Annotated in this window: 16 protein-coding genes and 1 tRNA gene; 11 read left to right on the top strand and 6 right to left on the bottom strand. The window is 41.2% G+C overall.

Translation table 11 applies throughout. The features are described from left to right. Positions 1-5 precede the first annotated feature (5 nt). Both tilS and LBN07_00545 read left to right on the top strand, forming a co-directional pair. Complete coding sequence (tilS, locus tag LBN07_00550; protein MDR0849959.1) at positions 6-1334, top strand: tRNA lysidine(34) synthetase TilS; 1329 nt, start codon at positions 6-8, stop codon at positions 1332-1334. Positions 1335-1569: 235 nt separating this feature from the next. After that, entirely contained in the window at positions 1570-2268 is a 699-nt protein-coding gene (locus LBN07_00545) for a DUF421 domain-containing protein (GenBank protein ID MDR0849958.1), read from the top strand. Here the strand turns inward: LBN07_00545 and LBN07_00540 are convergent. Beyond that, positions 2261-2596: a hypothetical protein gene (locus LBN07_00540; GenBank protein MDR0849957.1), complete on the bottom strand. Its 336-nt coding sequence runs from the start codon at positions 2594-2596 to the stop codon at positions 2261-2263. The genes LBN07_00545 and LBN07_00540 overlap by 8 nt on opposite strands. A 274-nt stretch (positions 2597-2870) precedes the next feature. Here LBN07_00540 and LBN07_00535 point away from each other — a divergent pair, with 274 nt between their 5' ends. Next, the gene (locus LBN07_00535) at positions 2871-3140 is read left to right on the top strand and encodes an HU family DNA-binding protein (GenBank protein MDR0849956.1); all 270 of its coding nucleotides are present in this window, start codon (positions 2871-2873) and stop codon (positions 3138-3140) included. Between the two features lie 157 nt (positions 3141-3297). Here the strand turns inward: LBN07_00535 and LBN07_00530 are convergent, their stop codons facing one another. Both LBN07_00530 and LBN07_00525 read right to left on the bottom strand, forming a co-directional pair. Next, positions 3298-3783 (bottom strand): hypothetical protein, encoded by a 486-nt coding sequence (locus tag LBN07_00530; protein MDR0849955.1) that lies wholly within the window; start codon positions 3781-3783, stop codon positions 3298-3300. Positions 3784-3836: 53 nt separating this feature from the next. Next, positions 3837-3920 (bottom strand) — tRNA-Leu (locus LBN07_00525). 103 nt (positions 3921-4023) lie between these two features. Here LBN07_00525 and LBN07_00520 point away from each other — a divergent pair. Then, positions 4024-4416, top strand: a complete 393-nt coding sequence (locus LBN07_00520; GenBank protein ID MDR0849954.1) for a hypothetical protein — start codon at positions 4024-4026, stop codon at positions 4414-4416. A gap of 30 nt (positions 4417-4446) precedes the next feature. Here the strand turns inward: LBN07_00520 and trpS are convergent, their stop codons facing one another. After that, the gene (trpS, locus tag LBN07_00515; GenBank protein MDR0849953.1) at positions 4447-5502 is read right to left on the bottom strand and encodes a tryptophan--tRNA ligase; all 1056 of its coding nucleotides are present in this window, start codon (positions 5500-5502) and stop codon (positions 4447-4449) included. A gap of 418 nt (positions 5503-5920) precedes the next feature. On the opposite strand from trpS, the gene LBN07_00510 reads away from it, so the two are divergent. The 3 genes from LBN07_00510 to LBN07_00500 all read left to right on the top strand — a co-directional run bounded on the left by LBN07_00510 (position 5921) and on the right by LBN07_00500 (position 9477). After that, positions 5921-7327 (top strand): hypothetical protein, encoded by a 1407-nt coding sequence (locus LBN07_00510; GenBank protein ID MDR0849952.1) that lies wholly within the window; start codon positions 5921-5923, stop codon positions 7325-7327. Between the two features lie 416 nt (positions 7328-7743). Next, entirely contained in the window at positions 7744-8517 is a 774-nt protein-coding gene (gene spo0A, locus LBN07_00505; GenBank protein ID MDR0849951.1) for a sporulation transcription factor Spo0A, read from the top strand. 165 nt (positions 8518-8682) lie between these two features. Then, entirely contained in the window at positions 8683-9477 is a 795-nt protein-coding gene (locus LBN07_00500) for a histidine phosphatase family protein (GenBank protein MDR0849950.1), read from the top strand. 51 nt (positions 9478-9528) lie between these two features. On the opposite strand, the gene tadA is transcribed toward LBN07_00500, so the two are convergent. After that, complete coding sequence (tadA, locus tag LBN07_00495; GenBank protein MDR0849949.1) at positions 9529-9969, bottom strand: tRNA adenosine(34) deaminase TadA; 441 nt, start codon at positions 9967-9969, stop codon at positions 9529-9531. Positions 9970-9978: 9 nt separating this feature from the next. Further along, positions 9979-10833 carry a hypothetical protein gene (locus LBN07_00490; GenBank protein MDR0849948.1) on the bottom strand — a complete coding sequence of 285 codons (855 nt, stop codon included), beginning with the start codon at positions 10831-10833 and terminating at the stop codon, positions 9979-9981. A gap of 152 nt (positions 10834-10985) precedes the next feature. Here LBN07_00490 and LBN07_00485 point away from each other — a divergent pair, with 152 nt between their 5' ends. From LBN07_00485 to LBN07_00470, 4 genes are all read left to right on the top strand, one after another. Then, entirely contained in the window at positions 10986-12848 is a 1863-nt protein-coding gene (locus tag LBN07_00485; GenBank protein ID MDR0849947.1) for a nucleoside hydrolase, read from the top strand. 11 nt (positions 12849-12859) lie between these two features. After that, a complete protein-coding gene (gene dnaX / locus LBN07_00480; protein ID MDR0849946.1) occupies positions 12860-13957 on the top strand; it encodes a DNA polymerase III subunit gamma/tau in 1098 nt (365 codons plus the stop codon). Then, the gene (locus LBN07_00475; GenBank protein ID MDR0849945.1) at positions 13930-14313 is read left to right on the top strand and encodes a hypothetical protein; all 384 of its coding nucleotides are present in this window, start codon (positions 13930-13932) and stop codon (positions 14311-14313) included. The genes dnaX and LBN07_00475 overlap by 28 nt, the downstream gene beginning before the upstream one ends. 141 nt (positions 14314-14454) lie before the next feature. Continuing rightward, positions 14455-14775 carry a YbaB/EbfC family nucleoid-associated protein gene (locus LBN07_00470; GenBank protein MDR0849944.1) on the top strand — a complete coding sequence of 107 codons (321 nt, stop codon included), beginning with the start codon at positions 14455-14457 and terminating at the stop codon, positions 14773-14775. The last annotated feature ends 79 nt before the right edge of the window (positions 14776-14854 follow it).

Genomic DNA, 14854 nt, shown 5'->3' with positions numbered 1-14854 from the left:
ATAGTATGAACATTATGCAAACAATAAAGCAGCAAGGGCTTATTAAGAGCGGAGAAGTTATAGGCATTGCTGTCAGCGGCGGAATGGACTCAATGAGTTTGTTGCATTATATGGTCGAGCACAAAGATGAGCTTGACGTTGATATTGTGGCCATCACAATTGATCACAAAATCAGAGAAAACTCGGGGGATGATGCCGAGTTTGTTATGAGTTATTGCAGAGAGCACCGCATCAGATGCCATAAGTTTGTGGTGGATGCACTGAAGCTTTCACAGACCCGAAACATTGGCATCGAACAGGCCGCAAGGGAAGCTAGATATGGTATGTTTGACGCGCTTATTCAAAAGGGGATTGTAGATAAAATCGCCATCGCTCACCATATGGGTGATCAGGCGGAGACAATACTTTTAAATATTCTTCGCGGCAGCGGCCTTAACGGAGCCAGCGGAATGGGTTATGTCAGAGATGGCGTATACATTAGGCCCATGCTGGACGTAGAGACGGATGACGTGCTCAAATATGCTATGATAAATGAAATTCCTTATGTAGAGGACGAAACAAACGCTGACGACAGCTTTAGCCGAAACTTTTTGCGAAATAAAATTATGCCGCAACTGCGGACCAAGTTTGGTGCTGTTGACCGCAACATTATAAACTTCAGCTCAGTTTGCAAAGAGGACGACCGATATATCACAAGCATAATTAATGATGAGGCGATTATTCATACCGGTTCGACAGTAAAAATTCCGCTTAACTATTTTATATATCCAAGTAGCATAACTGGCAGAATTATTATGCGTTCTTTAGAAAAGATAAACAGCATCTATGACATTGAGCGCAAGCACATTGAAGCCATAAGAAACTTGGTTGACAGCGAAAATGGCAAAAAGATAGACCTGCCTCACAGCACATATGCAGTAAAAGAATATGAATATATCACAATTACTCACAAAGAAAAGAAGGTAGTAGTGCCTCAGAAAACTTCTATTAAGACGGGCAGCTTTGACTTTGGCGGAAAGTATAAAATAAAGGTAGTGAGAACAACAGAATTTAAGAAGCAGAAAGATGCACTCATTATGGACGCTGACAAGGTTAAGGGTGCTGTTTGGAGAACACGTGAAAAGGGTGACACATTTGAAAAATTTGGCGGCGGCAGCAAGTCGTTGCGAACATACCTTATTGATCAAAAGGTTCCGGCTCGCCTAAGAGACAGCCTTCCGGTTCTGGCTAAGGGCAGTGAAATTCTGTGTGTGCTTGGTGTTGAGATAAGCGAAAAGGTAAGAATTGACAAGGGCACCAAAGCCGCGTATGTTGTAAGCTTTAAAGAGATATAATAAAAAATTGCGTTTATACGCAGTTTTTTCATTATTATATTAAGTGTTTTGTAATATTCACCACGGAGGAACGGCCATGGGATTGCCATGTTTTCGGCTCGCAATGACATGTTCTTTGGTCATTGCGAGGAAGCTTTGCTGACGCGGCAATCTCGTGGTTACAAGATGTAATAGGAGTGGATGGTGGATATAAAAAAATGAAATCCTCACAAACTAGAAAACGGAGGATTGTTTTATGATTTGGCAGGTTGTTGTGAATACCGTGTGCTCGTTTGTGGTGTTGTTTGTGCTGGCAAAGCTTTTGGGACGCAAGCAGATTGCGGGGCTTGACTTCATTGATTATGTGATGGGCATCACTATCGGCTCAATAGCGGGGCAGTGGGCAACTTCTACAGAGGGCAATTGGTTTGTATATCTTATTGCCTTAGGCATATTTTTTGGCTTCAGCATTGTTTATACTGTGCTTGAAAATGCCAATCCTTTTTTAAAGGAGATGTTGAAGGGTAAGCCGTTAATTTTGATAAACAACGGTAAGATTTTTTATCCAAATCTTAAAAAGAGCAAAATATCCATAACCGACCTTTTGAGTATATGCCGTTCACAGGGCTACTTTGACATAACTGAAATAGCTTATGCCATTTTTGAAACCAGCGGAAATGTGAGCGTGCTGCCAAAAACCACCGCCCGTCAGGTAAAGGTGGCGGATTTTAAGGCTATGCATCCAAACACGGCCATGCTTACGGACTATATCGTTTTGGACGGGCTTCCTAACCTTGAAGCGCTTGAAAAGATAAATAAGGACACTGAATGGCTACGCAAAAAACTTAGGATACGCAGTATGCGTAAGTTGAAAAATATTCTTTTGGCGTCATATAATAAAGACAAAGATGAAATTGAAGTGCATTATAAACGATCGTCATTCAGGCCTAAATAATAACCACTGTTATGCCGGAGTTGCGGTAATGTAAATCGGGGTCAATGATAATTTCGGGCACATAGTCTTTAAGCTTGTTATAAAGCTTGTGGTTGGGGCTGAGCTCTTCACCCTTAATAAAATCGGTAAGCTTTCCCGTTTTTTTAAGATTGCTTAGAGCCAGATGGCACTCTTTTTTGATGGTTCCTCCCACATTATGAGAGCCATATCCGTGAATTACTTTTATGGCGTAAATTCCGCCGAACTTGGCGGCTTCAATTTCAATCAGCATTTTAGCTACAGCACTGTCTGCCGGCGGATAGTCGTCTTTTATGTTGATTGTGAGCATTATTATCTCCTTATAAATGTCATTCTGAGCCTGAAGGGCGTAGGGAATTATAACAGAAAAGTTGGTATGCTACCACTGTAATTATGCTTTTAATCCAAAGATTTGTCAACTTTTTGAACAAAGAACAAAAAAAACAATAAGTTTTTATAGTATTTCACGCAAAACTTAAATACTTTTTTAGATTTTTCTTTAAATCACTAGAGTTTTCTGTGTAAATGTGCTATAATAAGGTCAACCTTGAAATGGGGGAAATTTAAAAAATAAGGAGATTTCTATGAACAAAGGTGAATTTGTAAAAGCACTTGCCGAAAGCGCAGGGCTTACAAACAAGGATGCAGAGGTAGCCTACAAAGCATTTGTTGATGTGGTTACTGTAGCTCTGAAAAAAGGAGAGACCATCAATCTGGTTGGGTTTGGAAACTTTAGCGTAAAGCAGCGCGCTGCAAAAGATGGTTTCAACCCGCTTACCAAACAGAAAATTAAAATACCCGCAAAGAAAGTTGCTTCATTCAAGTTTGGCAAGAGCTTCAAAGACAGCCTGTAAGAAAATTTTTCTTGCATACCTAAAAAACAAAAAAGACACACCGATTGTGGTGTGTTTTTTGATTTTATTTGGTTTTTTTATGCTTTTCAAGTATTGAATGTGTATGTTGATATGACCTATTTAAAAGAATTAGGGTGGAAATAAAGAGATTTTTATATCAGATTTTTCTAATAATTTCGTCTGCAATTTTAATGTTTTCACTGTGTTGTTTTCCGGCATTTAATTCTCTTTTTTTCCCAATTACTATTGGCGTTATTTCCTTATTTTTTGCAAAACTTTCTATAAAGCGTCGGCTTGCAGAACCTGCTGTTCTTGAGGCGCAAATAATTATATCGCAATCAAATGAAATCAATCTATCAATTCCGTTTTTTATGGCATCGGCATTATCACCTGCAGTAGTGGCACCGACAACACGCCTAAACTCTCTTTGCACAAATTTCTCAGCGTCTCCTATTGTAATAATAATTATCTTCTTTTGAGCAATAGTGATAACAACGGTTCTATCGGGCACAGGCTTCGTTCGTGGTATTGACCTATATAATTCGTTGACAACACCCTTATTTTTAAGTTTGTTTATTACTTCGTTTAAGGTGCTTGTTTTGCCGCAATCACCCGGACCTGATAAAATTATTATTTTTTCCATGTTACCGCCTCCTAACAAAACGGCGTAACAATTTTCTGTTACGCTGTCTTAAATGGTGCGGCCAACTGGACTTGAACCAGCACGAGTTACCTCATACGCCCCTCAAACGTACGCGTCTACCATTCCGCCATGGCCGCAAAATTTGGGTGGCCGAAAAACTTCCGGCCGCCTGTGTTTCATATCATAGCACATATTATGTTTTATTGCAATAAAAATTTGATTATTTAAGAGTGTGCAGGTTTGCTGGTATCAAAAAAGGATGGGACAACAATTACGATTGCGCTCAACCCAAAAAATTTTCATATACTCAAAAATTATAGAGGGCTTGAAATTAAAAATATGGATGCCGCCGAAGAGTGGATGAAAGTGAATTTTTGGCTCAATAAAAAGCCAAGGGAGGAACGAATTCCTGAAAGGGCAGAAAAATTCAGGTCGTATTGGTGGCTTATTCTAATTTTATCAGCTATTGAAATTGGTATACTTTGTGTTCCGTTTGCGTTTTTGGGTGTATGGCTGGGGCTTGACAGCAGTGTGATGACAATAATTCTGGTTCCTATTGTGCTGTTTATATTTATGCCTCTTATATTCAAGCTTCCGTGCGGCATAACATGGATAAATAAAGATGTTGTATAAAGAGACTATGTCTCTTTTTTGTATTTGATTTTATAATTTATTTTCTTCAAAATAATTTATGCCCATGGCGTTCTTCAGGCGGGTGAGATTCTTTGCAGCAACTTTTTCGGCTTCAAGCGAGCCCTGTTTTAGCATTTCAAGGATTTTGTTTTTGTCTTTGCTAAGCTCCTTGCGTTTTTCGCGTATGGGCGTCAGGACTTCGTTCAAAATCTCGCCCAAAAACTTTTTGATGGTCACATCTCCCAGGCCGCCTTTTTTATAATATGCTTTTAATTCGTCAAGATTTTTATAACCGGACAGATATTTTTTGAAGTGCTCATCGGTGCAGAAGGCATCAAGATAGATAAACACTATATTGCCCTTAACGCTACCCGGGTCGCTAACCTTTATGTGGTTGGGGTCAGTATACATTTGTTTTATCTTTTCGGCAACAGCTTCGGGTTCGTCGCTCAGATAGATTGCATTGCCCAGAGATTTGCCCATTTTGGCGTTTCCGTCAATGCCCGGAAATCTGCGGCATATTTTGTTTTTGGGCAGAATTGCTTCAGGTTCGACAAGAGTAGGGCCGTATATTTCATTAAACTTACGCACAATTTCGCGTGCCTGTTCAACCAGAGGTTCTTGGTCTTCGCCCACGGGCACAAGGTTGGCGTCAAATGCTGTGATATCCGCCGCCTGACTGATGGGGTGGGTGAGAAAACCTACGGGCACACTTTGCCCAAAGTTTTTTTGCGCTATTTCAGTTTTAACGGTAGGGTTGCGCTGAAGCCTTGACAAGGTTACCAAGTTCATATAATAGAAAGTAAATTCCGTCAGCTGCGGCACCATTGACTGAATAAAAATAGTGACCTTTTTGGGGTCAAGACCCACGGACAGATAGTCTAGTGCCACTTCAATTATGTTGTCACGCACTTTTTGGATGTTTCCGAAATTGTCGGTCAGCGCCTGAGCGTCGGCTATCATGACATACATTTTGTCATAGTTACCGTTGTTCTGCATTTCAACGCGGTTTCTAAGAGACCCCACAAAGTGGCCTATATGAAGCTTTCCGGTGGGTCTGTCGCCCGTAAGTATTATATTTTTCATAAAGATTACCTCTGATTTTTTAAAATCCTAAACATTTTACTATACAGAAGGGTTAAAGTCAATTAAAAGAGGTATATACTTATCACTTAACCAGGGCTTCGGAAATGTGTAAGGCTATGGTATACAGTAGTCTTTAACTAAGGCTTCGACACCTGTGGTGTCTGCAGAATCGTTCAGGACTAATACAACCATAGCCTCTAAAAAAGAAAAGGAAAATATTCGTGACCGCATCATTCTGCTACTTTAGTGAAAAGGGGACTGTTAATGTTTGCAGAATTGTTCAGTGATACGTATACACCTGTCTATGGAGAGAGGAAGCGGAAAGGGGAGTAGGAATTTCGGTATTGATTGAATATTGACAAAAAAGCTTAAAAGAGATATAATATACAATGAAAAGATAGGCTGAAATGGAGGGTTTATGGGAGCATTTTTAGGGCTGAATAAGAATTTGAGATTTGACGCTATTGTTGGCGGGAAGTATGAAGAACTCGTCAAAAATATGCTTAAGCGCGTTGACGCCTATTTTGAAAAGACGGGGCTTTATAATGGCGTTGATTATAACGAAATTGTAGAACACATGAAAAGAAAGCTTGTATTTGAAGTAGGTTACGGAGGCAGTGCTAATGTTTTGGGTGAGCATTATGGTGATGAAAGGGGCGGCGTTCACATAAAAATCAGGCCGGACAAACTGCTGCCGCCCACACCTGACACCGAGGCTGAAAAGATTTTATGTCATGAGTTTATTCATGCCATTACGCTGGGTAATTCAACAATCACATTGGGAGGACAGAAGTATACAATCGCACAGCCCGGTGTGGCAATGCGCTTAGGGGTAGGCGGTAAACCGCAATATATCAGGATAAGAGATTGGATAAACAACAAAATGCTCAAAGAAGGCTTTACTGAAGCTATGGCACGAAAGATATATCCGCTGAGTGAAGGTGAGGGGACATATTCGGCTCAGGTTGAGATGGCTGTGGGGCTTTATGAGTTGTTTTCAGAAAAGCTGGGTATGCGCAGTGTAGACGGCGAGTTTTTACAGAGAAACCTGACTTCGCTTTATGGATTGCTCGGAAAAAGGGCTGACGAGTTTGACGGACTGTGTGAAGAGTTTTTTGACGGAAATGCAGTAAAACAGGATGCCGCTCACAGCATAAACGGGGATAAGTATAAGGAGCTTCAAAATGTTGTTGCAACCTGCTGGCTGGATGATTGTTTGAAAAATGTTAATCCGGCTGACCGTCAGGGTTCGCTTAAAGTATATATGCAAAACGTGATTAAGCTTGCTTCAAGCATGCAGAATGCCGAAAATCACAGGGGGCTTTTGGAAGAATATAACAAAAAGTTTTTGGCTGAAATGGGTATTCCTGACAGCCGTTATGCAAGTTATCTTAATGGACTTCAGCAGATTGTAGACAGAGGCGTTGAGATAAGCAACAACTTTACTAAGATACCGTTTGCCACAAATACAATCCCCAGAATAGGTGCGCGAGAGGACGGCGGAATAAGAATTATGTTTAACGGAAACATTTATGATGTGGACCCCGGCACTATTGATAATTACTCTACGAAAGACGGCGCAATTTCGCTGAAGAAGGACCCATTAACCGGATTTGTGAGCGCGACCTTTAATGATGGCAGCACTCTGGCCAATGGCAATTCGGCTCCGCCTGACCAGATAAATATGAACCTTGACAACATACAAAACGGTCAGATAACCTTTGAGCAGGGCGGAGTTGAGGTTTATTCAAATATGAAAGCAGCAAATCGGGCTATTGCGGATATGGCAGCTTACGATATGGATAGCTTTGCTCAAACTCTTTAACAGATATCAGGAGAAGATATGGTATTATGGCTTGCGTTATTAGTTATATTTAATTTTGTTCTGCTTTGTTTTTGTTTTGCAAAGCTTGGCAGCAAAAAAAAGTAAAAGAAAAGGGTCTGCGGGCTCTTTTTTTGTTTTAAAGGCGTCATTTTATCTGTGCTTGTGAGGAGAGATTTGTTTTAATAAAAAGCAAACTGTCGCCTTTGATTTTACATGATATTGGTTTTTTGGTGTTTAAAGCGTAATATCCAGAAAAAACAGTCGCAAAAAGATTAGTTTCGACATTTTTATACACAAGCTGGCGAAAGTTGCATGTTTATGATATAAAAATGCAAAGTTTTAGTTTTGTAACGCAAAAGTTCTGTGTTAAACTCCAGATACCGGTGCAGAGAGCACAAAAAAGAAAGGAGATAATTATGAAAAACGGTAGTATGTATAGCATGATTATAGTTGAAGGTAATAAGACAATGCAGGAAGAGCTGACGGAGTATTTTAACGAAACAGGTGAATTTGAGGTTGTGGCAGTGGCAGGTGATGGGCTTGAAGCGCTTGAAAGGATAGAAAGGTTGCAACCTAAAGTTGTGGTGTTTGATATAGTTTTGGGCAGCATTGACGGCTTTGAGCTTTTGGAGAGGGTGCAGAAAATGAGCGTAAAGCCCAAGATGATAGCGTTGAGTTCGTTAAGTCAAGAGGGCTTTGCTGCAAAGGCGCTGAGTCTCGGGGCAAGTTATTATATGATGAAACCGGTCAAAAACGAGGTGCTGCATAAGCGGATTAAAGAATTTTGTGATGAAGATAGTTCTATTAGCAGCACAACTTTAATTAAACTAAAGGTGCGCACGCTTGACGAGAAGCTAAGCAATATATTTATAACGGTGGGAATTCCGGCGCACATAAAGGGCTATCAGTTTTTAAGAGAAGCCATAAAAATGGCTATTGACAACCCAGAGATAATCAATTCGATAACCAAACAGCTTTACCCTTCGATTGCGGGCAGGTTTGAAACCAGCGCAAGCAAGGTTGAGCGAGCTATTAGGCACGCTATAGAAGTGGCATGGAACAGAGGAAAGATAGAAAATATCAATAATCTTTTTGGCATAAAGGTTTATAACAGCAACGAAAAACCGACCAACGGAGAGTTTATAGCTCTTGTGGCCGATAAGATGCTGATAGAGGGTTTTGGACACTGAATATAAGGTGGGAAGATTTAATATTAACAATTCAGCATGAAAAGGCTGAGTTGTTTTTTTTGTTGTTAAGAATGTTGTTTTTAAAAAAGTATTGACAAAACGTTCGGGGGGGGGGTATAATGGGTCATACAATGTTAAATACTGTGTTGTTTAGGGAGAAAAGAGATGCCGTTTATTTATTTTTTAAGACACGGAAGTACGCCGGCGCACGAAGGCAAGGTTGATGCCAGACGATTACAGGGCAGAGAAGAGGTTTTTAGGGATAGTCTTTATGAGCGGTTTAAAAACATGTATAACCTGAGTGATTTAGGCAAATATCAGTCATACAGTGCGGGAGGTATTATGCTGGCACTCGGCGCAACAGCCAAAAATCTGAAAGTTTTTGCTTCGCCTCAGACACGTACACAAGAGGCTGCTCAAATTGCATGTGATATTATTTGTGATAAAGGGCATGAGGTTGAGATTAACACACTAGAAGAGCTTAATGTATTGGATATGGGCAGGCTGACAGGTGAGCTGGAGGGTTATAATGATGGCGAAGTTAATGCTAAGATGCTTATGCATCCGCAGGCACCGACAAAATACGGCAGCGAGCCCATTCCGCAATTTATGCACAGAATAGGTAAGGCTTATAAAATAATTGTTCAGCCTCTAAAGGAAGGAAAGGATGTGTTTGTTTGCGGGCATGTTTGCGGAATTCCACTTATGATGATAATGGTAACTCGGCCGGAATTGTTTATGTCAGAAGGCTTGACCGAAGATCAGATGAAAGCAAACAGGAAAGAAGTTGACAGACTGTATTTGGAATATGACAAAGTTGTTACCGAAGGCTCAGCCATAGCTTTTGACACTGAAACTAAAGAACTGACCAAGTATACTATGGGTCAGAATGAAGCATTTGAAATTCAATCTGAACTTATTTATTCTTCAAATGGGGCTTCCGAAACTGTATTTGGTTAATATTAAAAATTTTATTATATAAAAAACTGTCGGCAATATTGCCGGCAATTTTTATCTTTTTGTTTCAAAAAAAGTTGTAAGTATTTTTGCACATTCCTCTTCTATTATGCCGCCTGTGACTTCTGGGTTGTGATTAAAGCGCGGGTCGCTGAGCAGATTATATATGCTTCCGGCGCAGCCGCGCTTTTGGTCGTAGGCTCCGAAGTATACTTTGCCGATGCGTGAATTGATTATGGCGCCTGCGCACATAGGGCAGGGTTCAAGAGTGACATAAAGCTCACAGTCAATCAGCCTGAAGCTTTTTAGCTTTTTGCAGGCCTTGTTGATTGCAACAATTTCAGCATGAAGGAGCGCATTTTGTTTGCGCTCTCTTTTGTTGTAACCCTTGGCTATTATTTTTCCGTCTTTTACGATTATGGCGCCCACGGGCACCTCATCTTTTTTGCGGGCAATTTCGGCCAGCTTCAGGGCCTCCTGCATAAACTTGTTCATAAATATATTTTACAACAAAACACCAAGCAAAGCAAGCGGCAGATACTTATTTTTGTCGTATATACCATTTAATTCTTCAAGAGGAATGGGGTGACTTAATATATCTTCGCCCACTTCAATGGTATATGACTGGATATTTTTTCTAAATAAACACCAATCCTTATAGCCCCCGGTGCTATTTTTGGTTTTAATCAGTTTATAACCTGTGATTTTATGGATTGTGTCAAGATATTCCTGTTCTTTGCTGTGCCGATTTTGCCTACGGCAAAGAAACCTACACAGGTTGTCTATTTTTTTATCAAAGCCGTAATATATTACTTCACCCTTGCTGTGATAGCTTAGTGTCAAATCGGGTTTTATTTGATTGGTGAATTTGATGAGAGCTTGTGTTTCGGGTTCACTGTTTGGATGGCGACCCACAAAATTTGCGGGTGCGGCTCTGCCTATGTTTTGTTCACCCTGTGCCCATTTTGCGTCAAAATTGGTATTGAGGTCAACCCCGTTTATGTTGGCTTTAAAAAGTCTAAAGTCGGTACCTTTGTTTATTTTAACAAGAAAATTACGATACTTTTTTGGGGTGGATTTTATCCCGTCTAAACACAGCCGTACCCCATCAGGGTTGGTGCATGGGATATAATAAATAGTGCCTTTAAGCCTGAAATCTGACAAAAAGCTGATATGCCTCAGGGCCATAAAGCTTGTGATATATTCTCTTGCGTGAATAGCGCATTGCAATATTATTTTTGGCCTTCCGCTGCCAAGCTTAAAGCACACAATCTCCTGACCGCAGACGGATTTGCCGATTGCAAAATTGGGTATGGTTTTTTTTAGGCGGGATATGCCGCCGGATAATTTTTTATACACGCAGTATTATATGAAGAGGGAACTGTGTTTGTGGGATTTTTGTTTTTAAAATTGCTGCAAACCTCTTTAATGTGCCTTATTTTATTTGGTGTTTTAGGGAGGTTTGTGATAAAATAATATGTAATAGTGAGGAGAAAGAGAGGAGAAAAGATATGAATAAAATACCTATGATAATAGACTGTGACCCGGGGTGTGACGATGCCATAGCTCTTGCCATGGCTCTGTTTTGTGACAAGGTTCAGGTAAGACTTATCACTACCGTGGGCAGCAACAGACCGATTAAGGTAGCCACTGAAAACGCGCTGAGGATTTTGTCGGTATTTAACAAAAATATTGAGGTGGCGCAAGGTGCGGTGTCGCCGCTTATCAAAAAATTTGAGGGTATTGGGGCGGATATAAAACCCATTGAAAGTCTGAAGAACTACGTATATGACGGGCTCTTTACGGGAAGCCCTATTGAAGAAGAGGCAAGTGGTGCTATAAGAAGAGTGCTTTTGCAAAGCAAGGAAAAGGTTACCATTTTGTGTCTGGGGCCTCTTACTAATATTGCCAATCTGATTACGTATCACAAAGATGCACTCAGTAAAATAGACAGGATTGTGCTTATGGGCGGCAGCATTAACGGAAAAGGCAACGCCACACAGTATGCGGAGTTTAACTTTTATGCCGACCCACACGCCGTGCAAGTGGTTTTAAACTCAGGGCTTAATGTTGATATTGTGCCAATTCAGGCGGCCGATGACCTTGTGTTTACACCCAGTGCCATCAATGCTCTCACCAAACATAGCAAAACGGGCGAGCTTCTGGCATCTTTAATGTATTCTAAAGACGCTATTTTCAGCGGAAAGCTATCCAAAATATATGACCCGATTGCATTTATGTATGTAGTGTATCCCGAGTTGTTTGCAGGTGTCAGCGCAAAATGCTGGCTGGAATTTGACAGTTCAAGGCCGGGGCTTGCTTATTTTGATGAAAAAGCTAAGCCTAACTGTACTGTGGTACACGCAATAAACCCCAAAGGTATTAAGGAAGCGTTTTTTGACCTTGTAGAGCCTTTGAGGATTCAGACCGAGCAGACTATACCGATTATAATGGATGTTGACCCGGGCGTTGATGACGCTTTTGCTATAGCCTATGCAATAGGCAGTGACAAGGTACGAACTGAGCTTTTGAGCGTTACGGCCGGAAACACTGAAATAGGCGTTACTCTAAACAATACGCTTCATATAACAGACCTTTTGAAGCGCCCCACACCTGTGGTTAAGGGCGCCTCGAAGCCTTTGAAAGCAGAGAGCAGATATGCTACTCAGCTGGGTGTTTATCAAGCGGACGATGTCGGGCTTTGCGGTTATAAGTATGACCCCAAAACCATAAAGGCTAAACCCATTAACGGCGACGCGGCTGATGTGATTTATAAAAAACTCATACAAAACGGCGCCCAAAAGACTACTATTATAGCAATTGCTCCCATGACAAACATTGCGCTGCTTTTAAGTAAGTATAAAGACGCAAAAAAGTATATTAAGCAGATTGTGTTTATGGGCGGCAGCAAAGAAATTGTATACGGCAGGCCATATAAAGAATTTAACATAGCCTTTGACCCCGATGCGGTTGAAATAGTTTTGGGTAGCGGTGTTCCGCTTGTTATGGTGCCGATGGAGCTGGGGCATTTTGCCTTTCTTGATAGCGTTGACATAAAAAGACTTTCTAAGGTCGGAACTGTGGGTAAGGCACTTGCTAAGATGACCGAAGGATATAAAGACAGGCACATGGGCGACTTTGGTGCGGCTACGCATGACAGCACGGCTGTAGCGTATGTAGTAGCCCCCGAAATTGTAAAGACCGAAAAGGCGTTTATTAATCTGGAGCGTGTCAAAGGCATCGGTAAAGAGGAGATTGCTCATGTGGCAGTTGACTTTAAGAGCAAAAAACCCAATGCGCTTGTGTGCGTTGATATGGACATTTCAAAATTTAAGGAAGATTTGTTTAAAGCGATAGCAAATCTGCCTAAATAATCGGAGAAAATATGGCACGGCTTGCGTTATACAGAGAGTTTCGGCCCAAAAAGTTTGACGACGTGATTGGGCAGGACCACATAGTTAAAACCTTAATAAACCAGATTGAAAGGGGTGCAGTGGGCCACGCCTATTTGTTTGCGGGCACCAGAGGCACAGGAAAGACCAGCTGTGCCAAAATATTCAGCAGAGCCATAAACTGCGCGAAGCCCGAAAAAGGAAGCCCTTGCGGAAAATGTCAAGTATGCAAAAATCTTGAAAGCGACACAGCTGTGGACATACTCGAAATTGATGCGGCCTCAAATAACGGTGTTGACGCCATAAGGGAACTGCGTGAAAAGGTAAAGTATCCCCCCATTCACGGAAAGTATAGAGTATATATAATAGACGAGGTGCACATGCTCAGCGACAGCGCGTTTAACGCTCTGCTTAAAACATTGGAGGAGCCCCCGTCTCACGCAATATTTATTTTGGCAACAACAGAAGTGCACAAACTTCCTGCTACGATACTTTCAAGGTGTATGCGGTTTGACTTTAGACTTGTGAGCAATCAAAAACTTGAGGCACTGCTTAAAAAGGTGTTTGAAAAAAGTAAAATTGAATGTGACCAAAACTCTATTCAGGCAATTGCAACGGCGGGTGAGGGGAGCGTGAGGGATACGTTGTCGATAGCTGATTGTGTGTCTGCGTTTGCAGATGGCAGAATAGATTATGAAACCACACTTAATGTTTTGGGCCTCAGTGACAAAAAGATTGTGAGCAATCTGGCGGGGTATATAATAGAAGGCAATATCGGGGCTGTGCTTGATGAAATAAACGCGGCATATCTTGCGGGAAAAAATCTGATAGTTTTGACAAAAGATTTGACGGTGCACTTTAGAAATCTTCTCACCATAAAAACCTGTAAGGACGCAAAGGGGATACTGCGTGAGCCTGTTGAGATTTATGAAAAACTGAGTGAACAGGCCAATAAGGTTGAAAGTAATAAGCTGCTTGAATATATGACAAAGCTAAGCCAAATTGAAAATGACCTGAAGTATGCTCTAAACCCCAGAGTTTTGGTAGAAATTGCGTGCTTAGAATGCGCGAGTCTCTTAAAAAAAAACTGATTGCTGAGGATTATGCACCACCCAAGAAGGAATTTAAGAACGACCAGAGTGCCGCAACATTGTGGGGTAAGGTGGTACTGAAGCTTAGGGAAAGTAAATATCCGGTTTTGCACACGGCTTGCGGTGACATAAGGAAAACGCAGCTTGAGGGCAATATTCTTAGGGTATTTATTGAGACGGAATACATATATAATATAATTGTCAAAGAAGAGAACTTTGCACTTCTTACAAAAACGGTTGAGCAGATTAACCCGGGACTTGTTGTGAGCTTGCAATTTGTTGAGGATAAGACGGCTGATGAAAATGCTTTGAAACTGAAGCGGAAGTTTGGGGAAAAGCTTGATGTTGAAGAGTGAGTAGCGGCGGATATCCGCCAAAAAAAAGACTAAGGCATGAATTTAATTAGAAAATCAAAGAGCGGAGAAAGACCGCAAAAATGACAGCGGGGGGCACTGCCAATGGGGCATCCCATCCCGCAAAAAAAGGAGAATTTTAATATGGCATTTGGTGGTGGATTTGGCGGAGGAAACATGCAGCAGCTGATGAGACAGGCGCAGAAGATGCAGGCTGAGATGGCAAAAAAACAAAAGGAACTTGATGAGATGGAGCTAATTGGCTCCAGCAGCGGCGGGATGGTTGAGGTAGTTATTACCGGCAACAAAGAGATTAAGGCGGTGAGAATTAAGAAAGAGGCAGTTGACCCTGACGATGTTGAAATGCTGGAGGACCTCATTACCGCTGCCATAAACGACGCTCAAAACAAGGCGGACGCCAAGAAGCAGGAAGTTATGGGACCTATGGGCGGGGGAATGTTTTAAAGTTTCAAAAAATAATAATATAACTGTTTATGGTGATAAATATTTGGATGTTACCATTACTAGCTCTATTGTAAGTGAA

It is taken from the genome of Christensenellaceae bacterium, assembly GCA_031260975.1.
Taxonomy (GTDB): Bacteria; Bacillota; Clostridia; order Christensenellales; family UBA1242; genus JAISKJ01.
Note: the sequence above shows the minus strand (reverse complement) of the source record. Positions and strands in the feature narration are given on the sequence as shown.

What these genes read in the sequence shown, in the direction of transcription:
- tilS (MDR0849959.1), top strand. Translation starts at nt 6, where the DNA reads ATGAACATTATGCAAACAATAAAGCAGCAAGGGCTTATTAAGAGCGGA.
- LBN07_00545 (MDR0849958.1), top strand. Translation starts at nt 1,570, where the DNA reads ATGATTTGGCAGGTTGTTGTGAATACCGTGTGCTCGTTTGTGGTGTTG.
- LBN07_00540 (MDR0849957.1), bottom strand. Translation starts at nt 2,596, where the DNA reads ATGCTCACAATCAACATAAAAGACGACTATCCGCCGGCAGACAGTGCT.
- LBN07_00535 (MDR0849956.1), top strand. Translation starts at nt 2,871, where the DNA reads ATGAACAAAGGTGAATTTGTAAAAGCACTTGCCGAAAGCGCAGGGCTT.
- LBN07_00530 (MDR0849955.1), bottom strand. Translation starts at nt 3,783, where the DNA reads ATGGAAAAAATAATAATTTTATCAGGTCCGGGTGATTGCGGCAAAACA.
- trpS (MDR0849953.1), bottom strand. Translation starts at nt 5,502, where the DNA reads ATGAAAAATATAATACTTACGGGCGACAGACCCACCGGAAAGCTTCAT.
- LBN07_00510 (MDR0849952.1), top strand. Translation starts at nt 5,921, where the DNA reads ATGGGAGCATTTTTAGGGCTGAATAAGAATTTGAGATTTGACGCTATT.
- spo0A (MDR0849951.1), top strand. Translation starts at nt 7,744, where the DNA reads ATGAAAAACGGTAGTATGTATAGCATGATTATAGTTGAAGGTAATAAG.
- LBN07_00500 (MDR0849950.1), top strand. Translation starts at nt 8,683, where the DNA reads ATGCCGTTTATTTATTTTTTAAGACACGGAAGTACGCCGGCGCACGAA.
- tadA (MDR0849949.1), bottom strand. Translation starts at nt 9,969, where the DNA reads ATGAACAAGTTTATGCAGGAGGCCCTGAAGCTGGCCGAAATTGCCCGC.
- LBN07_00485 (MDR0849947.1), top strand. Translation starts at nt 10,986, where the DNA reads ATGAATAAAATACCTATGATAATAGACTGTGACCCGGGGTGTGACGAT.
- dnaX (MDR0849946.1), top strand. Translation starts at nt 12,860, where the DNA reads ATGGCACGGCTTGCGTTATACAGAGAGTTTCGGCCCAAAAAGTTTGAC.
- LBN07_00475 (MDR0849945.1), top strand. Translation starts at nt 13,930, where the DNA reads ATGCGCGAGTCTCTTAAAAAAAAACTGATTGCTGAGGATTATGCACCA.
- LBN07_00470 (MDR0849944.1), top strand. Translation starts at nt 14,455, where the DNA reads ATGGCATTTGGTGGTGGATTTGGCGGAGGAAACATGCAGCAGCTGATG.